The sequence below is a fragment of the Streptomyces sp. NPDC001634 genome, from assembly GCF_040298185.1.
In the GTDB taxonomy this organism is placed as follows: Bacteria; Actinomycetota; Actinomycetes; order Streptomycetales; family Streptomycetaceae; genus Streptomyces.
The window spans coordinates 29,799-49,161 of record NZ_JBEOZU010000022.1 but is presented as its reverse complement, the minus strand read 5'-3'; the positions used below and the strand labels follow the sequence as shown (position 1 = coordinate 49,161).

Annotated in this window: 19 protein-coding genes and 1 pseudogene; 8 read left to right on the top strand and 12 right to left on the bottom strand. The window is 69.1% G+C overall.

The annotated features are described in order from the left end of the window. Positions 1 to 6: 6 nt before the first annotated feature. Positions 7 to 1,926, bottom strand: coding sequence for a protein kinase domain-containing protein (locus ABT186_RS16890; RefSeq protein WP_351925589.1), 1,920 nt, complete (start codon positions 1,924 to 1,926; stop codon positions 7 to 9). A gap of 475 nt (positions 1,927 to 2,401) precedes the next feature. On the opposite strand from ABT186_RS16890, the gene ABT186_RS16880 reads away from it, so the two are divergent. Together ABT186_RS16880 and ABT186_RS16875 are read left to right on the top strand one after the other, a co-directional pair. Continuing rightward, positions 2,402 to 3,997 carry a serine/threonine-protein kinase gene (locus tag ABT186_RS16880; protein ID WP_351230471.1) on the top strand — a complete coding sequence of 532 codons (1,596 nt, stop codon included), beginning with the start codon at positions 2,402 to 2,404 and terminating at the stop codon, positions 3,995 to 3,997. Positions 3,998 to 4,617: 620 nt separating this feature from the next. Then, on the top strand, positions 4,618 to 5,382 hold the full coding sequence (locus tag ABT186_RS16875) for an alpha/beta fold hydrolase (RefSeq protein ID WP_351925587.1): 765 nt from the start codon (positions 4,618 to 4,620) through the stop codon (positions 5,380 to 5,382). Here ABT186_RS16875 and ABT186_RS16870 read toward each other — a convergent pair. The 3 genes from ABT186_RS16870 to ABT186_RS16860 all read right to left on the bottom strand — a co-directional run bounded on the left by ABT186_RS16870 (position 5,366) and on the right by ABT186_RS16860 (position 6,603). Further along, on the bottom strand, positions 5,366 to 5,686 hold the full coding sequence (locus ABT186_RS16870; protein ID WP_351230467.1) for a hypothetical protein: 321 nt from the start codon (positions 5,684 to 5,686) through the stop codon (positions 5,366 to 5,368). The genes ABT186_RS16875 and ABT186_RS16870 overlap by 17 nt on opposite strands. After that, complete coding sequence (locus ABT186_RS16865) at positions 5,683 to 5,877, bottom strand: LuxR C-terminal-related transcriptional regulator (RefSeq protein WP_351230497.1); 195 nt, start codon at positions 5,875 to 5,877, stop codon at positions 5,683 to 5,685. The genes ABT186_RS16870 and ABT186_RS16865 overlap by 4 nt, the downstream gene beginning before the upstream one ends. Before the next feature lie 114 nt (positions 5,878 to 5,991). After that, positions 5,992 to 6,603, bottom strand: coding sequence for a hypothetical protein (locus tag ABT186_RS16860; RefSeq protein ID WP_351230465.1), 612 nt, complete (start codon positions 6,601 to 6,603; stop codon positions 5,992 to 5,994). 292 nt (positions 6,604 to 6,895) lie between these two features. On the opposite strand from ABT186_RS16860, the gene ABT186_RS16855 reads away from it, so the two are divergent. Together ABT186_RS16855 and ABT186_RS16850 are read left to right on the top strand one after the other, a co-directional pair. Further along, positions 6,896 to 8,890, top strand: a complete 1,995-nt coding sequence (locus ABT186_RS16855) for a hypothetical protein (protein ID WP_351925585.1) — start codon at positions 6,896 to 6,898, stop codon at positions 8,888 to 8,890. 414 nt (positions 8,891 to 9,304) lie between these two features. Next, positions 9,305 to 9,601 (top strand): annotated as a pseudogene (locus tag ABT186_RS16850) (IS5/IS1182 family transposase); the annotation flags it as partial. A gap of 5 nt (positions 9,602 to 9,606) precedes the next feature. On the opposite strand, the gene ABT186_RS16845 reads toward ABT186_RS16850, so the two are convergent. Both ABT186_RS16845 and ABT186_RS16840 read right to left on the bottom strand, forming a co-directional pair. Next, on the bottom strand, positions 9,607 to 10,041 hold the full coding sequence (locus tag ABT186_RS16845; protein ID WP_351230461.1) for a VOC family protein: 435 nt from the start codon (positions 10,039 to 10,041) through the stop codon (positions 9,607 to 9,609). A gap of 424 nt (positions 10,042 to 10,465) precedes the next feature. Beyond that, positions 10,466 to 10,678, bottom strand: coding sequence for a hypothetical protein (locus tag ABT186_RS16840; protein WP_351925636.1), 213 nt, complete (start codon positions 10,676 to 10,678; stop codon positions 10,466 to 10,468). On the opposite strand from ABT186_RS16840, the gene ABT186_RS16835 reads away from it, so the two are divergent. Both ABT186_RS16835 and ABT186_RS16830 read left to right on the top strand, forming a co-directional pair. Further along, positions 10,577 to 11,422, top strand: coding sequence for an alpha/beta hydrolase (locus ABT186_RS16835; RefSeq protein ID WP_351925624.1), 846 nt, complete (start codon positions 10,577 to 10,579; stop codon positions 11,420 to 11,422). The two genes, ABT186_RS16840 and ABT186_RS16835, sit on opposite strands and share 102 nt — an antisense overlap. Positions 11,423 to 12,327: 905 nt before the next feature. Continuing rightward, positions 12,328 to 13,083 (top strand): DsbA family protein, encoded by a 756-nt coding sequence (locus ABT186_RS16830; RefSeq protein ID WP_351230457.1) that lies wholly within the window; start codon positions 12,328 to 12,330, stop codon positions 13,081 to 13,083. 253 nt (positions 13,084 to 13,336) lie between these two features. Here ABT186_RS16830 and ABT186_RS16825 read toward each other — a convergent pair whose 3' ends face one another. Both ABT186_RS16825 and ABT186_RS16820 read right to left on the bottom strand, forming a co-directional pair. Further along, positions 13,337 to 13,738: a GlcG/HbpS family heme-binding protein gene (locus ABT186_RS16825; RefSeq protein ID WP_351925583.1), complete on the bottom strand. Its 402-nt coding sequence runs from the start codon at positions 13,736 to 13,738 to the stop codon at positions 13,337 to 13,339. A gap of 79 nt (positions 13,739 to 13,817) precedes the next feature. Beyond that, a complete protein-coding gene (locus tag ABT186_RS16820) occupies positions 13,818 to 14,588 on the bottom strand; it encodes a nuclear transport factor 2 family protein (RefSeq protein ID WP_351925581.1) in 771 nt (256 codons plus the stop codon). 41 nt (positions 14,589 to 14,629) lie between these two features. Here ABT186_RS16820 and ABT186_RS16815 point away from each other — a divergent pair, with 41 nt between their 5' ends. Then, complete coding sequence (locus ABT186_RS16815; RefSeq protein ID WP_351925579.1) at positions 14,630 to 15,001, top strand: RICIN domain-containing protein; 372 nt, start codon at positions 14,630 to 14,632, stop codon at positions 14,999 to 15,001. 278 nt (positions 15,002 to 15,279) lie between these two features. Continuing rightward, the gene (locus ABT186_RS16810; protein ID WP_351235822.1) at positions 15,280 to 15,513 is read left to right on the top strand and encodes a glycoside hydrolase family 95 protein; all 234 of its coding nucleotides are present in this window, start codon (positions 15,280 to 15,282) and stop codon (positions 15,511 to 15,513) included. Between the two features lie 32 nt (positions 15,514 to 15,545). Here ABT186_RS16810 and ABT186_RS16805 read toward each other — a convergent pair whose 3' ends face one another. Genes ABT186_RS16805 through ABT186_RS16790 form a run of 4 tightly spaced genes read right to left on the bottom strand, consistent with a single transcriptional unit; the run spans position 15,546 to position 19,250 of the window. Beyond that, complete coding sequence (locus ABT186_RS16805; protein ID WP_351925577.1) at positions 15,546 to 17,021, bottom strand: glycosyltransferase family 87 protein; 1,476 nt, start codon at positions 17,019 to 17,021, stop codon at positions 15,546 to 15,548. Continuing rightward, the gene (locus ABT186_RS16800; protein WP_351925575.1) at positions 17,018 to 17,884 is read right to left on the bottom strand and encodes a class I SAM-dependent methyltransferase; all 867 of its coding nucleotides are present in this window, start codon (positions 17,882 to 17,884) and stop codon (positions 17,018 to 17,020) included. The genes ABT186_RS16805 and ABT186_RS16800 overlap by 4 nt, the downstream gene beginning before the upstream one ends. Then, the gene (locus ABT186_RS16795; RefSeq protein ID WP_351235816.1) at positions 17,881 to 18,522 is read right to left on the bottom strand and encodes a TIGR04282 family arsenosugar biosynthesis glycosyltransferase; all 642 of its coding nucleotides are present in this window, start codon (positions 18,520 to 18,522) and stop codon (positions 17,881 to 17,883) included. Before ABT186_RS16795 ends, ABT186_RS16800 begins: the two co-directional genes overlap by 4 nt. Further along, complete coding sequence (locus ABT186_RS16790; RefSeq protein ID WP_351925573.1) at positions 18,519 to 19,250, bottom strand: glycosyltransferase family 2 protein; 732 nt, start codon at positions 19,248 to 19,250, stop codon at positions 18,519 to 18,521. The genes ABT186_RS16795 and ABT186_RS16790 overlap by 4 nt, the downstream gene beginning before the upstream one ends. Between the last annotated feature and the right edge of the window lie 113 nt (positions 19,251 to 19,363).

Here is a 19,363-nt window from a genome sequence, read left to right as displayed (position 1 = left end):
CTGCGGTCAGTTCCCGGCAGCGAGAGCGATATCGATCGCGCTGCGAATATTTCGGTCCACCCTGCGCTTGTCCACCAGTCTCCAAAACTCACAGGCGCTATGGGCGTGCCGCCCCAGGACCACCGCGACAACCGTCGCCGCCGGCCCACGAAGCTTGCGCAGCCATCGTTCGATGTAGTCCCAGCATCTTGGGTCCTGCCAATGCACTGGCCGTGATCTCCACCGCCCGGCCTGATCCCATCGGTCGAGCCAGGTGAACATGGCATCGGCAGCCGCATCGAGGAGTTCCCAGACTTCCTTCTGCGCAGAAACAGTGGCTACCTGCAACAGCCACCGGATGGGTCGATGGACGTCGAAGTTGTCCTCCGCCATCTTCCTTCCGCGCTCTGTGCCAACATGTTCGGCCATCGCCCTGACGACGGTGACGGCCTGATGAGCGTTGTCGGCAAGCGGATTGCCCAGCATGCTGATCGGCGTGTGAACCAGGATGTCCAGATACAGCTCGTAGTTGTCGGGATGGTCAGCGGCCAGGGCAATCAGTTGCGCGGCAGCGGCGCGATCACCGTCGCGCATACCCGTCCGCAGCAGACTTGCGCGGGCGGTGGGCGATGTCGAAAGTGCGTGGGTCTTGGGGTCCAGGACGGCCAGGAAAGCAGCTACGTTCTGTGGTCTGTGTTTCGGGTCTGGTTGAGTTGCTTGCCGCACCGCGGCGTACCACGGTCCACCGGGCGGGGGCAGCAGTGGGGTGTTCGGCTGCGGCATGGTTCGGGTGAGAGCCCATCCGATGACCTGGCCGAGGCTGTAGATGTCACTGGCGGCGGTGGCTTCGTGCGGATTGACGGACAGTTCCGGTGCGGCGAAGCCGAGCGTGCCGATCTCGGCACCGGTGAGGGGGCCCGTGGTTTGGCCGCGAGGGCGTCGCACGATGCCCCAGTCGGCCAGGGTCCACCGGCCGTCGAGGAAGAGGATGTTGGACGGTTTGATGTCCCGGTGCAGCCAGTCGGCCGCGTGGGCCTCGGCAAGGACAGAGGTGACGGCGTCCACCAGGCGCCGGAGCTCGGTCGGGTCCTGCAGGTCGTTCAGCCGGTCCTCGGCTGTGGCCTCGGCCATGGGCATGACGAGCCACTCAAAATTGGGGTCGAAGTCGAGCACCGGCATCACATGCGCGTGCCGTCCGAGGTGCTGCGCGATCTCCACCTCACGGCGCATGCGACGCTGTCCTGAAGTCCCCTTGGACTTGCGCCGTTTGAAGGCCACTTCTGCGCCGCTGGGCTTGTGCACGGCACGGAAGACCTGGGCCTGCCCCTCGTCGGCGAGGGGGAACCTGTCGAGGCGGTAGTCACGCCGCTCGCCCCGGGCACTCTCGCGTACGGCATGCCACGGCACGCTGGCGCTCGCGTCGCGTACCGCCGGCTCAGCCGGGGTAGCTTCCGAATGGACGAGTTCAGCCAGTGGCACATACGGGTGGCGTCGACGGAAGGTGGCGCGAACCAGGTCCGTCAGTGGTCGCATCCCAGCGACTGCGGCATCCAGATGGGTGCGGTCGAGCACCACCCCGAAGGCACGGATGCCGTCCAGGACCTGATCATCGCGTGGGCTGACGTCCGTGCCCCAGGCCAGCAGTACCCAGCGAGTGTCCCCAGGACGTCCCGTCAGGCCGGCGGAGGCGACCGTCCGTGCGATGGTGTGGTCCGACAAGGCGCCTTGCTCCTGGGACAGAGTGACCAAGTAGTCACAACCCTCGAGTTCGAAGGCGAAAGCCGGCGCCCCATCGACAGGGATGATCCTCAGGTCCCGGGGCGAGACAGTGCGTACAAGAAGGTCGAGCACGATTATTTCGAGCTGCCGCAGCCGCTCGGAAGTGGCGAGCGCGTCGTCGTTGCGCCATCGGCCGTACCTGGCCGACAGCGAGAGCTCTTCTTCCACCCGGTAGTGCCCTCGTTCGTGATCAGCCGCATTCGTTCCCCGTGGGGACGGCGGTCTTCGCCCCCATCATGGCGGCCCCAGCCGATTACAGAAACTGTTTCTCGGAAACTCGCGGGAGTTGGATTCACCGACGTCGTCGATCCAGTGGCCGTGTGTCCATCCGGCCAGTTTCCTCCGCGGTGGCCTGTTCGGCCGGCATGTCGGTGACCGCGTGGACGGTCTCGATGTTCCATTTCCTCGCGCCGATCTCGCCGCGTTTGCGCTGCATCCGCAGGGCCTGCCGGGCGTGCGGGAACAGCAGTCCATCGACGGTGACGGCCTTCAGCGGCCGCTGTTCCTCGCGGTCGTGGCCGCGCGCGGTATTGCGGCGCCTCCGTTCAGGCAGCGCGGCCGGCGGCCGTGCCGTCGCCGTTTCCTTGACTCACGGCTCGCCCTCGGCACCCGGCGCCACACCGCGTCACCTAAGCTCCTCGCCATGAACGAGGGGGAGAGCGGCAGACGCGTCGTCGACGGGCGCTTCGAGCTGGAGGCCAGGCTCGGTGGCGGCGGCATGGGCACCGTGTGGCGCGCCCGCGACCTGCTGCTGCACCGCAACGTGGCCGTCAAGGAGGTCCGGCCGGCGGACCCGGACCTCGTCGAGTACGACCCTGACGCGGCACGGATGCTGCGCGAGCGGGTCCTGCGCGAGGCCCGGGCCCTGGCCAGGGTCCAGCACCCCAACGTTGTGACGATCCATCACATCGTCGACGGCGGCGAGGGAACGTATCCGTGGCTCGTCATGGAACTGGTCGACGGTGGTTCGCTCGCGGACCGGCTGGCCCGGGGATCGGTGCCCCCCGCCGAAGCCGCCCACATCGGCCGAGGCGTGCTCGACGCCCTGCGCGCCGCCCATGCCGCAGGCGTTCAGCACCGGGACGTGAAACCCGCCAACGTCCTGCTCCGCACCGACGGCCGACCCGTGCTCACGGACTTCGGCATCGCGGCGATTCGGGAGGCCACCGCCCTGACCGCCACCGGGTCGATCATCGGCACGCCCGACTACATGGCCCCGGAACGCGTCTCCGGCGATCCCGGCGGACCCGCGGCCGACCTGTGGTCGCTGGCGATGATGCTCTACGTGGCCGTCGAGGGTCACCATCCGCTGCGCCGGGGAAATACGCTGGCCACGCTGGCCGCCGTACTCCACGAGGACGTACCGCCGCCCGTGCGCGCCGGATCCCTGACTCCCCTGCTGGAGCGCGTGCTGGTAAGGGATCCCGCGGCGCGGCCGGACGCAGAGGCCGTCGACCGGATGCTGGCGGCCGCGGCAGAGACAGGCGACGATGCCGCTCCGACGTCCTACCCGCTGGCACCGCCGCACGACGCCGCCCTCGTCCCCCAACCGCCGACGCCCGCCGCCTCCGGGCCACTGGCTCGACGACAGGGCCGCCCACGCCGCATCGCGGTCGCCTCCGTCGCGGCCGGTGCCGTGCTGGCGGGCGGACTGACCTGGGGCGCCCTGTCCGGCGGCGGCGACGGCGGTAACGCAGCGGCGTCCACGGGAACGGGCCGGGAGACCCAGCAGGACCGCCCCAGTCCCAAGCGCTCGACAACAACACCATCGACAGCCGCGACCACCAACTTGCTTACCCCCGAGGGCATTCGGATCGCGCTCAAGGCCATCGAGGACGCATCGGGAAGCGACAGCTTCGGTGACTTCACCATCTATCCGGACCACGCGCAGGCCGACATGATGGTGGCCGGCAGCCGGACCCGGTACGTCAGCTATGTCTACAGTCCCGGCAGCGGAGCGGGAATGGGCCTCTTCAAAGGCACCCTTTCCAGCAGCTTTGAGCCGGTGAGTGTGAAGAACTTCCGGTGGGACGCCGTGCCCGCCCTGTTCGCCCGAGCGGAGAGGGAACTGAAGGTCGAGAAGCCGACGGACCGTTACCTGACGATGCGGCAGCCGAACAAGGTCTTCAACACTCCTGTGGGCATGGAAGTCCACCTCAAGAACGAATACCACGAGAGCGGCTACTTGGAGGCCGATACCCAGGGCAGGGTGGAGAACGTGATGCCGGCCGGGCGATGAGCCGTGCCGGCGGACCGTTGCGTTCGCCCGCCGGTCAGAATGGCCCACCTCACGCCTGCTCTGCCTTTTCCCGGCCGGAGGAGTCCGGCTCCGACCGCCCCGTCGAGCGGCTGGCCGGCAGCTGGGAGACGCTCGTCGAATGTGTCTGCCGGACCGGTGCCGACCGCCGGCCGAGCTGGTCCACGACTACAATATCAACGGCGCGTACAGGCCCCGGTCGAGCTGGACACCGACGTGCGGGTAGGTGCCGGGGGTGTCCGCGGTGAATCGGTAGGTGAAGTTGCGTCCTGCCGCCCGCCCGGGCCTCCGAGACGAGCAACCTGGCGGGCATGCACCATACGCGGCCGCACCCGCGATGTCCGTCTGCACGAGCCCGCACCGTCCGTTTCTCCGACGGCTCCGCGATCGCCGCACGGGTAGAGGAGGTCGGCAGGAAAAGCGGTTGGGCGGGACGACATTCGGCTGTTAGCGTGCGGTAGACCGTGACGTCGCCCGAGGAGGTGAGACCCATGAACGCTGTATCTGTGTGGGTGCTCCCCCTCTTCTTCACGGTCCGGCGATTGACGTAGGTGTCGCCGGGAGCGCCTCAGCAACAAGGCACTCCCGAAAGGCAACAACCTATGCATTCTGTGCAGTTCACTGCGGAGACGACGTCGAACCGTGTCGTCGAACGCGACTTCACCGTGGGCGAGATACCCGGCGTGCTCTGGTCGCCCGCATCCGGCCCCGATCGCGCGCCCCTGGTGCTGATGGGCCATGGTGGCGGCACGCACAAGAAGTGGCCGGCGATGACGGGCCGTGCACACCTCCTCGTGACCGGCTGCGGCTTCCACGTCGCCGTCATCGACGCGCCCGGCCACGGCGACCGACCGCGCACGGCGCACGACGAGCAAGAGATCGCCGCACTGTTCAAGGCGAGGGAGGCGGGCGAGCCGGAAGGCCCGATCGTCGTCCGCTACAACGCCCACCTGGCGGAGCGCGCCGTACCCGAGTGGCAGGCGACCCTGGACGCCCTCCAGGAACTGCCGGAGATCGGCGCCGACGGGCCGGTCGGCTACTTCGGCCTGAACATGGGCACCGCGATCGGGGTGCCGCTGACGGCGGCCGATCCCAGGATCACCGCCGCGGTCTTCGGTCTCCACTGGCCCGATGCCCTGGCCGAGACGGCAAAGCAGATCACCATCCCGATCGAATTCATGCTCCAGTGGGACGACGAGCACATCCCGCGCGAGTCCGGTCTGGCGCTGTTCGACGCCTTCGCCTCGAAGGAGAAGACGCTGCACGCCAACCCAGGCAGGCACAAGGAGCTGCCCAGTTTCGAGGCCGGCAGCGCGGTCCGGTTCTTCGCCCGGCACCTTCGCCGGGTGGTCACCTCGCCGGTCTGACATGAGCGGAATCGGCGTCCGGCTTTGCCAGTCGGGCGCCGATACCGCGGCCCCGGGCCGAGGCTGCGCAATCCAGGGCGGCCGGCAGCGCTCCGGGCACCAGGGCCAGGGCCACGAACACCGCGTTGCCGGCCGCCCAGCGGCGCGGTATGTGCCGGGCGCGCAGGCAGGCCATGCATGGAGCCGTGCTCTCGGCGGTGATCGCGGCCATCACGAGTACGGCAGGCCAGGCGTCGAAGCACGGCCTCGCGGACCAGGACCACTCGGTATCGGCGACGGCGTCGGACGGCCGTAATCGGCTCACTTGGGCTCCGGGCGCAGTGGGGCGAGGGCGGCCCGGGTCGGTTCGGCCTTGTTGCCGACCTGGAGTTTGACTCGGACGAGTTCGATGTACGTGTCGACGGTGGCCTTGCTCACGCCGAACCGGGTGGCTGTCCGGGCGTGGGTGAAGCCGCGGGCGATGAGGTCGAGTGTCTGTTCCTCGCGCGGAGACAGGGCGGCCTGCTCGGATTCTGCCGGTGAATATACCTACGGAGCTGTGGTCCGGGGCACGCGAGAGCGGAGATATACGACCTGAACTGCAGGGACGAGGTTTTCTGCAGCCGCCGATCAATTTGACGGCATGGGCCGATCCAGAGCCGCACGCCCGGCGCGGATAAAGAGCTGAAGCCTCCTCTGTGTATCGTTGAAGCAAGCTGATATCTGCTCATCCATTTCCGCGACATCCTCCTGGTCCAGCGGCCCTGACGTGGACCTCGACTCATGCTCCTCCGCGCAGTTCAGCATGTCACGGAGGCTCGAGATACAGTCGCTCGCCCGAGCAGCCACCTCTTCAGGCCCCTGTAACTCGACCGCATAGGAGGCCATCAGAGCATCCCTGTATGTTTTCCTGCCCCGCAGACGGATCTCTTCCGCATGCCCTGCTTCAGGAGCATCCGGCAGGCAAGATCTGTGATGGTCAAGAGCCGCTATCCGGGCCAGCTGAGATTTTTCGGCGAATTCCTGATAAGTCATCTTCCGGTGTTCTCTTCGCCACCGATGATGCTCCAGGCGAAGATCCATTTCCTGCAGTCTCTGCTGTCTGCGGGACTGACGTTCCTCCTGTTGCTCCAGAGCTTGCTGCTTCGCACGTTCCGACCGAATGGAGAGGAACCCCGTCAGGCCGCTACCGATCAAGGTTCCGATCATTCCCATGGACGACAGGAGCAGTGAACCGGCCATACTTAATGTTCTGCGCCACCAGGCACGGAATTACTCCTTTCTGCCGCCGCAGTTGAGAGTGCAAATCGGGGCTCGGCCGGCGAACGCCACCGAAGGCGCTGCCGACTTCTCGACCCCCGCGCCTTCCACCGAAAGACGCACCGACCGGATCCGTAGCGTTCTCTCATGCCTCGAACACACCGAGCCGCGCCGACCAGGAACCCAGGTCAGTAATCCTGCCGAGGCCAGAGGCCGATCTTCGATGGCAGGATGTCCGTCGGGGAGCCGCTTCACCGAGACCACGGGGGGATGAGTGGCAGACACGGCGCTCGAGGCGCTGGACGATGTGCCGTGGGATCGGCTGGAGTCAGCACTCGAGCACCACCCGGCCAAGGAGATGCGGCACGCCTTGCGGCGCCTGGCGCTCAAGGGCGGGGCAGCGACCGAGGAAGACTGCTGTCCCCTGTTCGACTGTTTCGCGCCGGGCACCGGACGCGTGGCCTCCGTCGCGACCGCCGCGCTGCCATTCGTCGTCACCCTCGCCGACGATCCGGGCATGGGCGCCCGGACCACGCTTGTCGAACTGCTGGCTAGCCTGTCCAAGGTGGCGGCCGAAGCCGAACCGGGCCTGGTGGACCCCGGGTGGCACGAGGCCTGGCGGCGGCAGCGCCCTCGTATCCAGGCGCTGCTTGCGGACGCCCGGCCCGAGGTGCGCAGGGAAGCTCTGCCCCTTGCGGAGGGAGTCGGCGCGCTGCTTGAGCGGTGGCATGCCGAGACGGAACCGACTGTGCGACTGCCCGTGTTGCTCGCGTTGGGAACCGCCGCAGCAGGCTCCGCCGACGCCGGGCCGGTGGACCGGGTGCGAGCAGTGGTGACCGAGGTGCTGCGGACCGACGCTCCCGTCATGCGGGTCGCGGCCGTGCACGCCTGGGCTGCGTTCGATCCCCAGGCGCCGGTCCGTGAGCTGGACCTGCTGGTGAACGTCCTGTCCGACCCGTCCGTACGTCCGCTGTTCGAGGCAATCTGGTACGTGCCGGACGTCGACGGGGCCTTCACCCGTGAGGATGTGGTCTCCTGGACGGCTCACCTGTTCGAGGGTGCGCCGGCCACGGCGCTCTCCTTCGTCGTCCGGCTCATCGGTGCGGCGCGCCGGATGGGGGACATTCTGCTGTGCCGGGCCGCACTGGACGAGGCGTGGCGGCTGCTGGTGGTGCGGCCGTCCGCGGCACCCGCGCTGCTGCCACTCGCGGGCGCCCTGCTCGCTCACCCGGACGACGGCGTACGGTACCGGGCGGTCCACCTGCTCGCAGTCCTGGGCTCGCGTGCGGCTCCCTACGCCGATGGGTTGGCCGCGCTCCTGGACGACCCGGGCGAGGCGGAGTTCCTTGAGGGCACCGTCGGCGACCACGCCCGCTGGGCGCTGACCCGCATCGGCGACCCGCGCGCCTTGCCGGGGCTGGTCGAGCGGCTGTACGAGCCGTACCGGGGCCAGTACTCCCGTGGGTACGTCTTGGGCGACCCGCGCCTTCCGGAGGTCGAGGACGTGCTGACCCCGCTGCGGGCGCAGGCGGAGGCCCTGCTGCCCTCGGTGCGGAAACTGCTTTGTGACGACGGCGCGGGCGGCCCGCTGACCTGCTGCTTCCTCGAAGTCCTCACAGCGTGGGGACGGGCCGCGGCGCCCGCACTGCCGGAGGTGGCAGCCCTGCTGAACGACACCCGGTACTCACTGGCCGCCGTCGATGCACTGGTGGCGATGGGGCCGGCCGCGGCGTCCGCCGAGGCCGCTGTACGCAGGTGCACGGTCCTCGACTTCCCCGGCAACCATCGCAAGGTGGCGTGGGCCGCCTGGCGCCTCGGCGGCGACCGTGACGCGGCGCTGCGGCTTATCGGCGAGGCGGTGCTGGCCGAGGAGGAACCCTTTTACGGTCCCGTCGGCCTCCTTGGCGATTTCGGCCCGGCGGCCGCGCCTTACGCCGACCGGGTACGGCATGTCATGGAGCACGGTGGCATCTGGCTTCGGCTGCGGGCGGCGGTCACGCTGTGGTCGATCACGGGCGAGCCGGAGCCGAGCGTGTCCGTCCTGGAGGAATTCCTCCTTCCTATCGCTGATGGCGGTGACTCCTACGGCTACTTCCTCGACGCGCTGAGGGCCCTCGCCCGGATCGGCACGGTCTCTCCGGCAGCGCGTGCAGCCCTGTGTACGGTACGGGGATCCGACCGGCGGCTGTCGACGTACCGGGACTACCGGGCGTTCCTGCAGGACGAGGAGATCCGGTCCGCGATCGACGACGTCCTCGCCCTGCCGTGACCACCGGCCGACAGGCGGTGCCGAGAACCGGACCCGATGCCCCGAACTGCTGTGGGGCGGTGACGGCGGGCCGATCGAGTCCGGCAGCTCCAACTCACGCTCGCCCCTGCGGTAATCGAAGCGTCCGCGAAGGAGAAGGATGTGGTCCAGGGAAACTTGGTCGCAGAAATCGATCAGCTTCACAGCGCGGGACTTCTCGCGGGCAACGGCGCCGAGGTACAGCAACCGACCATGACCAGGAGCCACTTTGAGGGGCCTCAAGTCGACCTCTGTGACCGCCCATGACCGACGGCGCCTCCCCGGTCGCCGGCAATCGGTCGCGACGGCCCCATCGGGGCCCGTATCCGCCATCTACAGGCAACGACACCACCGCACACCCAAACCGGCCGCGACGCCACAGACAACGGCCCTCAGCACACCGTTGGCAACCGAATCCGCAGCCGGACACACGCCCCCACCCACCTAAGGGTGCGGACCCGGTCCGACACCCGACTCGTCGTCGCCGTCGGCCGGCTGGTCACCGGCAACCGCAACGACTGCAAGGCGTGGGACCCAACTGCCTGCTTGGAAGGAGGAGCACATCACCTCCCACCGCAAGGTCCGGGCCCGCGTGGAGCGCGTCTTCGCGCGGATGAGACCTGGAAGATCCTTCGCGACTGCCGTCTGACGGGCGACGGCATTCACACCGCGATGCTCGGCATCGCCGATTAGGATGCTCAGTCGAGACAGAACTCGTTGCCCTCGATGTCCCGCATCACGATGCACGACTCATTGTCGTCATCGGCAGGCAGCAGTCGCACGCGTACCGCGCCGAGCGCGACCAGCCGTGCGCACTCGGCCTCGAGCGTGGCGAGGCGCTCTTCACCCACGAGCCCGGTGCCGACCCGCACGCAAAGATGCACCCGATTCTTGACCACCTTGCCTTCGGGAACGCGCTGGAAGTACAGCCGCGGGCCCACGCCTGAGGGATCACCGCAGGCGAACGCTGAACCCTGCCGCTCAGGCGGCAGCGAGCGATCGAATTCGTCCCACGTAGCAAACCCCTCGGGTGGCGGCGGTACGACGTACCCCAACACCTCGCACCAAAAGCGAGCGACGCGCTCAGGTTCTGCGCAGTCGAAGGTGACTTGGAACTTCTTGATCGATGACACAGGCGCACCATAACAGGGGGGACTCTCTTGCTCATCTCCCAGTAGGGATCCGCAGGTTGTCGGGAGGACGGCCCCTGCTGGCCGCTGCCGTGTCGTGCGGTCGCAGGGGGTGAACCGGATCCCCCGAGCCATGGCCGCCCTCAGGAACTGGGTCATCGGCCCACGGCTCACCGGCCGCACAAGCATCGCTGGCGGCGCAGCCCACCGGTGGGACATCAAGTCGTGAGGGGGTGGTCCTCACCGCATGAGCGGTGGCAGGAATGCCCGTTGGTGAGTCCACGGACGGGACTAAGGACAGAAACGGAAGGACTCGTACCTGTTGCACCGATGATCTTTGGCTGCGTACCGTCTCAAGCGCGGATCGGGCGACCGGTCCTGTTCGTCTCGATCGAAACCCCGCCTTCGGCCAGGTGGCGCCTGCCGCTCACAGATATCTCAGCGGCAAGCGGTGCAGGACAACGGCCTGTTCCTCGGCGCGCGCGTCGCAGATGCAGGAGGCCAGAGAGTGAGGAGACAGATGCAGCCGACGTTCGTACTGGTTCATGGAGCCTTCGCGAACTCCTTTTCCTTCGCGCCTCTCCAAGCCGAACTCGGCCTTCTCGGGCACCGTTCGGTCGCTGTCGACCTGCCCGGCCACGGTTTCGGGGCGACTTACGTGCGTGCGTATCAGGCGCCGCAGGATCTCGAAGGTCTCGCCACCGCGCAGGGCTCGATCAAGGGTGTCACGCTCGCCGATAACGCCGCACACCTGATCGGGATCCTGGAGCGGGCCAAGGAGAACGGGCCGGTGATTCTCGTCTCGCACAGTCGTGGCGGTATCACGGCCACCGCTGCGGCCAATGCTCGGCCGGACCTGATCGACCGCATCGTCTATGTTGCGGCCTGGTGCCCGGTCGATCTGGACGTCAACGACTACTACGCCGAGCCGGAGATGGCCACTGTCGACGCCGCTTCGCTGGGTCTGGCGATGGCCGGGAACCCGGCCGAACTCGGCCTGCTGCGCGTCAACTTCCGCACCTCGGATCCGGACGCCCTCACGGCGCTCAAGGCGGCCTTCCTCGCCGACGGCACCGAGGAGGAGTTCCTGACCTTCCTGAACACCTTCCAGCCCGACGAAAACCTGGACGTCGGTACCTCCGCCGACCGGGCGCAGGCTGTGACCTGGGGCCGTATCCCGAGGACCTTCGTGCGTCTGGCCGACGACATGAGTTTGCCGCTCGCCCTGCAGGACCGGCTGATCCGAGAGGGCAATGCACTGACGCCGGACAACCCGTACGACGTCCGCACCCTCGAAGGCAGCCACCTGAAGTGGCTGACCGACCCGGCACCGGCGGCCCGAGTCCTGGGAGAACTCGCCGCGCTCACGGTCCAGTCCGCCTGATCATGAGCGGAGCCAAGTGAGGAGTGCTGCCACGGTGACAGCGCCGAGGTATACCTATCCGCGCTTGTCGTATCTGGTCGCAACGGCTCTGTACTGCTTCAGCGTGTTGATCGTGCGTTCCACTGTGCTACGTGCCTTGTATCGCGCGGAGTCGAAACCGGGAGGCCGCCCGCCGCGGGATCCTCTGCGCAGACGGGCGAGCTTGCTGTCGCTCGACTCCGGAATGGCATGAGGGACGTCGCGCCGCCGCACATAGGCGCGGATGATTCAGTTGCTGTACGCGCGGTCGGCGCTGACGCTGTCCGGGATACGAGGGGGTCGTCCTGGTCCCAGCCGTGGAACGCGGATCCTGTCCATCACCAGCTCGAACTGGGTGCCGTCTGCGCGCTGACCTGCAGTGATGACAGGGCAAGCGGTCGGCACCTGACCTCCGCTGCCAAATTATCGGGCTGCGGTCGTGCAGCCTCGTGAGCCGTCCGGCGCGGACGGCCCGTATCGCCGCATGAAGTGCCTGGGCGGCCCGGCCGAGGTCCGGGGTCAGCCCGGTTCTGAGGCGCGTGCAGTTGAGGCCATAGGTCAGTCTGGTGCCGGGCCGCTGCGGGGCCGTGCACTGTCGCCTTCGAGCACGCCGGTCAGATTCGGCCACTCCCCGCCGACGGCTACCTCGTGATGAATGCCTCGGCCTCGCATTGCTGACTCACCGGTCCTTGTACGCGGGCGGAAGTCCAGCCCGCCGTCATGTCATGACGACGCCGGCGGCCGACCTTACGGCGGCCCGGACGGCGAACGGTTCCCCACCCGGAACACGCGGGGAACCGATGGCAGCAGCTGAGCAGGACGGAAGAACCCGCCGCCGCGGTCCTGCCGTTGATGCCCTACTCTCCCGTTCCAGGACACAGGGGGGCATGATGCGGGTGAAGCGTGTGGGGAGACGGCTGACGGCAGCCGTGCTGACAGGGATGCTCGGTGCGGCCGTGGCGAGTTGCGGGGCTCGGCACCCGGTCGCGGCGGACCGCGGCGGGCAACAAACCCCGGACAAGGCCGCCTACACCAGGTTGGCTGGCGTGCCCGAGCAGGTGGAACCGGACGGCACGAGCATCTTGGTGGGCGACCCCCAGGCGCGGATGACCGTGCATCTCTACGAAGACCCGCGCTGCCCGTACTGCCAGCAGTTCGAGACCTCGGGCGGCGGCCCGGTCCTGACCAAGTGGACCCTGCGGCGCAAGGTGAAAGTCGAGTACACGATGGCGTCGTTCCTGGACGGACGGCTGGGAGGAAACGGGTCGAAGAAGGCGGTCAACGCGCTGCGAGCAGCGCTGGAGGAGGGGAAGTTCGCCGAGTACCACGCCGTCCTCTACCAGAACCAGCCTTCCGAGGAGGAGGACGGTTTCACCGACGCGCGCCTGCTGCAGCTGGCGAGCAAGGTGAAGGGGCTCCGGAGCCCGTCCTTCGACACCGCGGTGAAGTCCATGAAGTACCGGGACTTCGTGGATTCCTCCGAGAAGGTGTTCGCCGCCGCTGGGCATTACAACGGGCATGCCGGGCCGGGCACGCCCACCGCCGAAATAGACGGGTACCGGATCCCCGTCAAGTACGGCGCGATCCTCTACAAAGCGGATCTCTTCGACGAGTACCTCTCGCGCGTAAACGATGCGACGTGAGCGGCGATCTATCGAGGGCTTCATGCCCCCGCGCTCCAGAGCGCGCTCGTACACCGGGAAGCGCGCCCCCGGATCACCCATGTCACGGCCGGTGATCCGCCCGCCGACCATGCGCCCCAGCAGCTACTCCTGGTCGACGCAGTTCTCGGCCAGGAAGTCGTGGTCGTGCGCCACAACTTCGACCACGAAGGCGTCGTCGATCACTGTCGGCTCCTTCTGCGGTTGTCCCCTGCGATCTGCTTGTTCGTCGCGCTCACACCAGTAGCGCCGCGATGCTCTTCAGCGCCTGCGCCGCGAGGCGGTCGTCGGTGGCTCCGTCCGCGCCGCCCACCCCGATGCCGCCGATGACCTCGCCGTCGTCCATGACGATCGGATGTCCGCCGGGGATGGCCAGCAGCTGGCTGTCGATGAGGTGGGGGTCCTTGGCGAACTCTGCGAACTTGGCGGTCGGCATGTGCATCAGTGCCGCCGTGTAGGCCTTGCGGCGCGACGTCTCGACGCCCATCGGTCCGGCGCCGTCGTCCTGGAGCAGCACCTTGACCACACCGCTGCTGTTGACCACGGTGACGCACGCCCGTATGCCGTCGGCACGCGCGGCCTCCAGAACGGCTTCGGCGGCACGGTGGGCGAGGTCGTAGCTCAGTGGTTCTCTCATGTCGTCCCTCTCTCGTGTTTCGTCGGGCGTGGCAGCGTGTGCGGCAGGCCGATTCCGGCCCGCCGCACACGGTCCAGGGTCAGAACATGGTGTTGTCGTTGGCCGACTTCTCCGGGACCGGCTGGATGACGTCCCAGTGCTCGACGACCTTGCCGTCGCGTACCCGGTACAGGTCGAGAATGGCGAAGCCGGGGTCGTCGGCGGCGAACTTGTAGTGGGAGTGGAAGGCGACGTAGTCGCCTTCGGCGATGACCCGCTTGACGCTGACGCTGAAGCCCGGGTTCGCGGCGAAGGTCGACGCGAAGAACGCCTTGGCGGCCGCGATGCCGTTGGGCGACTGCGGGTTGTGCTGGTAGTACGGGTCGGAGGCGTACCGGTCGAAGGCGGTGACGTCCCGGCCGGCGGTCACCTCGTGGAACAGGGCTGACGCGACCCGCTTGCTCGCGGAGGTGGACACGCGCGGGTCCGGCCACCGCAGGCGCGGGGTGCTCAGCGTGGAGAGCATGTCGTTGCCGCTGGCGGTGGTGTCCGGGACCTGCTCGATCACGTCCCAGTGTTCGGCGATCTTGCCGTCCTGGATCCGGAAGATGTCGACGATCGCCTGACCCTTGGTGCCGGGATCCGTCACGGAGTTGGAGTGCAGCATGACCAGGTTGCCGTCGGCGATGGCCCGCTCGATGGTGACGTGCAGGTCCGGGTGGGCGGCCCGCAGGCCGGTCACGAAGTGACACAGCGCATCGAGGCCGTCGGGAGAGTTGGGGTTGTGCTGGATGTAGTCGGGTCGGACGTATCTGTCGATGACGGCGAGGTTGCCGTGGTTGAACAGCTGGTCGTAGAAGTGGACCACCATGGCCTTGTTCGCAGCGGTCTGGCGGTTGCCGCCGTCCGCCCATGTGGCAGGGACCGGCTGGGGCGAGGCCGCCGCGGCGGAGACGGCCCCGCCCGACAACACACCGGCCGCGGCCATGGCGACCAGAGCCCGACGGCTCCTACCGGCTGGTCAACGTCAAGAGTGGGAAAGTCCTGGACAGCCCGGGCAGTTCCGCCCAGGGCGCGGCCCTGGATCAGTGGACCGACACCAGCAGCGACAACCGGTGGTGGAAGCTGGTTCCCTCGACGACCAGCGGCTACTACCGGCTCGTCAACGTCCGCAATGGCTGGTGCGCGGACGTCAAGGACGCCTCCACCGCGGACGGCGCCACGATCATCCAGTGGCCGTCCACCGGCGGGACCAACCAGGACTGGCAGATAGTCGCCCTGTGAGGGCTGGTCGGCCAGGGGCGGCCGGTACGCCGGTTGCCCCCTGGCCGCCCTGCGCCACAACAGCCGCAGACGAAGAGCCCCGCCACCTCCCCTACGGGCACCTGCCGGTTGCTGCGCGACCAGGTGAGCGCCCTGGTTGCCGCCCACAGCCCCGCCGAACCGCTATCCACCCGCATTCACCGGAGTGCATCGCGAACCTCCCGAGCGCACCTCTCGGCCGCAGACGCTTCCTCACCGCCGCCGCCCTGGCCGCCGGCGCCGCGGCACTGCCCGGTCTCGTGTTCGCCCCGCGGGCCGCCGCAGCCGTCCCACCCCAGGTCACGCTCCCCGACCGGGGCATCCGGGACAACGCCACCACCTCCGCCTGGACCGACGGCTTCCTGACCGGCAACGGCGAGTACGGCGCCGTCTACCACGGGGCTCCGACCCCGGAGAAGCTGATCGTCAACCATCACCGGTTCGTGCTGCCCAACGGCACCCGCAACACCGCGCCTCCAGGCTCGATGCCTTAGTTGGGGAGACCCGTTCGGGTCTGGGGCATCGACTACGGCCGTATGAGAACGAGTTCGTCACGTAGATCGCCCGCACGTCTTGCCCTCACACCTCTCAGGCAGGCGCCCAGTGCCACTGTGACGGCGGCGGCGCCGTAGGCCCAGGCCTGCAAGGGGAACCCGTGCAACAGTTGCCCGGCAAGGTACAGGACCGTGCCGGCGAGCGTGATGGCCAGCCACTCCCAGCGGCCGTCCAGGGCTACGAGGGCTACGACGAGGAGGGAGTACCAGGGGTAGTTGGGCGAGAACAGCAGCAGAGTCATGCCGGTCAGCAGGAGGGCACCGCGCCAGGGGCGTGCCGGGTCGCCGCGCCACCACACGAACAGGGCCGTCAGCGCGAGCAGGACGATGGCCACGATTTCGGCGGCTGAGTCCGGCAGGAACAGCCGCAGCAAGGCAAAACGGCGGACATCGCCAGGTTCGTATCCTTCTTCGTTCAGGTAGCCGGGGAGATAGCCGAGGACTCCGGTGCCGGAGGCCATGACGTAGGGCAGGTAGGCGAGCGCGACCACGGCAACGGCAGCCGCCGTCACCGTCCCGATGCGTCTCGCGCCGCGCTGCCCGGACAGGGCGCCGGGCAGGGCCAGCGCGGGCAGCAGCTTGACCGCGATGGCCGCGCCGAGCAGGGCACCGCGGCGCGCCCCCGCGGTGGCGGTGCCGAGAGCCAGCACGGTGAGCAGGACACCGAGGGTGTCGATGTGCGCGTTGTTGACGGCCTCGAAGGGGACGGCCGGGCACCAGCCCCACAACGCGGCCCGGCCCGCGGCGCGTTGCGGGTCCCCTCGTCGACGCAGGACGACGAGCAGGGCCGCGGTGGTGCCGAACGCCAGCACCGCGCCGCCCACTTGAATCGGCTTGTGACGACTGCCCGGTGGCGAAAGGACGTGGACGCCCAGGAACCAGCCCTCGGCGACGGGCGGGTAGATCGTCGGAACGGTCGGGCGGTTGATGCGGACACACACTCCGCCGTCGGTGCGCCTCAGTCCCCAGCCGTCGCAGGATCCACTGGTGGGGAACAGCCAGTTGTCCCGCAGATGGGCCAGTTGGGGCGCGGCCGGCGGATAGGCATAGGGCGAGATACCGGCAGCCTGCACGCGCCCGTCCCAGGCGTAGCGGTACATGTCGTCGCTGGTGCGGGGCGATGCCGCCAGGCCGGCCAGGGCGACGGCGGCTGAGCCCGCGAGCACGAGGAACGTCGCGGCGCGCGCGGGGGCCTTGCGTACGGCCCAGACCCCGGCGGCGAACAGTGTCCAGGCGATGGCGTATCCGACGAGCAGGCGGCCCGGGTCGCTCTGGTTGTCGCCGGCCCGGGTGGTGGCGACGACTGCGGTGGCGAGCGCGGCGAGCAGCACCACCGTTACCGCTGTAAACGTACGACCGGCGCGGCGGCTCACCGGTACGGCGGGGTGGTCGGGCACCGGCTCGGCGGACCGAGGAGCCGACCAACGCGTCGAGGCGGTGTCGGTCATGAGGGAGGGCGCCTCTCGGTGATCCGGGCCTGTGCGTCGGGGTGCTCCGCGTGCGGGCGGCGCAGTTCGACGAACGGGCGGCCCTCGGCCGTCCACCGGCCGGTCTGGATCCAGCCGGCGGAGCGTGCGGCGTACAGCAGCGCGGTGGTACCCAGCCTGGCCCAGGAGAAGGGCTGGCCGTGGTGACCGTGGGCGTCCTCGACGCGGACGGTGAGGCGCTCGTCCACGTCCTGCGGGGCGGCCTCGGCCAGCAGGAGCCCGCCGGGCGCGGCCAGTTCGCGCAGGCGGCGCAGCAGGGCGACGGGATCGCCGTCGATGCCGATGTTGCCGTCCATCAGCAGCACGGTGCCCCAGCGGCCTTCGCCCGGTAGGCGGTCGAAGACGGACCGCTGTACGGCGGCACCACCACTGCGCCGGGTCCGTGACACGGCGGCCCGGCTGACGTCCACGCCCAACGCCGGTACGCCACGGGCGGCGAGTGCGGCCACCAGGCGTCCCGGCCCGCACCCCACATCCAGGACGGAGCCCGTACATCGGCGCAGCACGGTGGTGTCCGCCGCGTCGGCAGGTGCACACCAACGCTCCACGTCCAGCGGCAGCGCTTGCTCCTCGCCAAAGCCGTCGGGACGACCAGGGTGTGACAGGCGGCGCAGGAACAGCGGGCCGCGTCCGGTGCGCAGAGCGTGGGCGTAGGGATCGTCGGTCCACGGGGCGCCCGGTGTCACGGGCATGGTGTGGTCGGCGGGCCTCGGCAGGTGTTTCCTGGCTGCGCCTGCCGTCGCGGGCTTCGACCGGAGTTCGGTCGCAACCGCATCCGGCCACTCGGCCACGACAGTGTCCGTGCCGACTGCAGTCCCGCTCATCGGGCCACCTCCGCCAGCGAGTTGAGGACGGCGGCGAAGCTGGAGCCCCGTGCACAGCGGGCGGCGACCTCGACGGCGTCGGCAGCGGTGTCCACATCGCGCAGTACCGGCAGGTCGGCCACGGCCAGTCCTGCCTCGGTCAGGCGATTGCGCTGGATCGCGCCCGTCCGGTCCGTCGACATCGGCACCCCACGGACCAGGGCGCCGGCCCGGGCGGGATCGGCGAGGCCGAGCGCCCAGAAGCCGCCGTCCGCGGCCGGACCGAACCAGGCGTCGTGGCCGTCCCGGCCGACGTCGGCGATCATGTCGGCGGTCATGTGGGGGGTGTCCATGCCGACCAGGAGTGTCGGTCCGTCGCAGTGCGCGAAGGCGGCGGCGATCCGCTCGTCCAGGCCGCCGGAGCTCTGGGCTACGACGTCGTAGCCGGGTGGCAGCCAGGCGCCGGGTGTGCCGTCGAGGGCGAGGACGCGGCGGCGTGCGGGGGCCTTGAGCACGGTGTGGAGGGTGTCGGCGAGGGCGGCCTCGGCGAGGGCGGCCGCCTCCTGCGGTGTGTAGGGCGGGGTGAGCCGGGTCTTGACCCGGCCGGGCACGGGTTCCTTGGCGATCACCAGCAGGGTCACCGGGGTTCGGGCGCTCATCGTCCGCCTCCCTGCACGCCGACGCCGACGACCTCGGTGGCGGTGACTGGCGCCTCGGCGAGCACGGCGCGCATGTCACGCACGGCCTGCCAGGTGCCCCGCCAGGTGCCGGTGACCTTGGAGCGGCCGGTTCGCGGGTGGTAGGACACGTCCATCTCCGTCACTCGCCAGCCGGCGTCGGCGCCGCGCACGACCATCTGGAGCGGGTAGCCCGAGCGCCGGTCGGTCAGGTCCAGGGCGAGCAGGGCCTCGCGGCGGGCGGCGCGCATCGGGCCGAGGTCGTGCAGGCGCACTCCGGTGCGCCTGCGGATGAGCCGGGCCAGCTCGAGGTTGGCCAGGCGGGCGTGCGGAGGCCATGCCTTGGGGGTGGTGGGGCGCCGTCGGCCCAGCACGAGGTCCGCGGTGCCGTTGAGGACGGGTGCGGCGATGCTCGGCAGCAGGGTGGGGTCGAGGGAGGCGTCGCAGTCGCAGAAGCAGACGACGTCGGCCGTGGCGGCGGTCAGGCCCGCGTGACAGGCGGCGCCGAACCCGCGCACCGGCTCGGACACCACGTGGGCGCCGAGTGCACGGGCGATGTCCGCCGAGCCGTCGGTGGAGCCGTTGTCGACCACGATGGCGCGCCAGCCGGACGGGATCCGGTCGAGCACCCAGGGCAGGGCCTCGGCCTCGTTCAGACAGGGCAGCACCACGTCGACCTGGGGAGGAGAAGAGGGGGAAGTCTCGATCACCCCACTCACCCTACGAACGAAGAAAGGACATAACGGACTTGGTGTCCTTACGGATCTCTGACGTCGGCGGCACTCCTTACGGATCTCTGACGTCCGCTGCCGCTCCTGCTGAC

Bases quoted from the DNA above. Each gene is read 5' to 3' on its own strand.
- ABT186_RS16880 (WP_351230471.1), top strand. From the start codon at position 2,402: ATGAACGAGGGGGAGAGCGGCAGACGCGTCGTCGACGGGCGCTTCGAG.
- ABT186_RS16875 (WP_351925587.1), top strand. From the start codon at position 4,618: ATGCATTCTGTGCAGTTCACTGCGGAGACGACGTCGAACCGTGTCGTC.
- ABT186_RS16860 (WP_351230465.1), bottom strand. From the start codon at position 6,603: ATGGCCGGTTCACTGCTCCTGTCGTCCATGGGAATGATCGGAACCTTG.
- ABT186_RS16830 (WP_351230457.1), top strand. From the start codon at position 12,328: ATGATGCGGGTGAAGCGTGTGGGGAGACGGCTGACGGCAGCCGTGCTG.
- ABT186_RS16825 (WP_351925583.1), bottom strand. From the start codon at position 13,738: ATGAGAGAACCACTGAGCTACGACCTCGCCCACCGTGCCGCCGAAGCC.
- ABT186_RS16820 (WP_351925581.1), bottom strand. From the start codon at position 14,588: ATGGTGGTCCACTTCTACGACCAGCTGTTCAACCACGGCAACCTCGCC.
- ABT186_RS16815 (WP_351925579.1), top strand. From the start codon at position 14,630: ATGTGGCAGGGACCGGCTGGGGCGAGGCCGCCGCGGCGGAGACGGCCC.
- ABT186_RS16805 (WP_351925577.1), bottom strand. From the start codon at position 17,021: ATGACCGACACCGCCTCGACGCGTTGGTCGGCTCCTCGGTCCGCCGAG.
- ABT186_RS16800 (WP_351925575.1), bottom strand. From the start codon at position 17,884: ATGAGCGGGACTGCAGTCGGCACGGACACTGTCGTGGCCGAGTGGCCG.
- ABT186_RS16795 (WP_351235816.1), bottom strand. From the start codon at position 18,522: ATGAGCGCCCGAACCCCGGTGACCCTGCTGGTGATCGCCAAGGAACCC.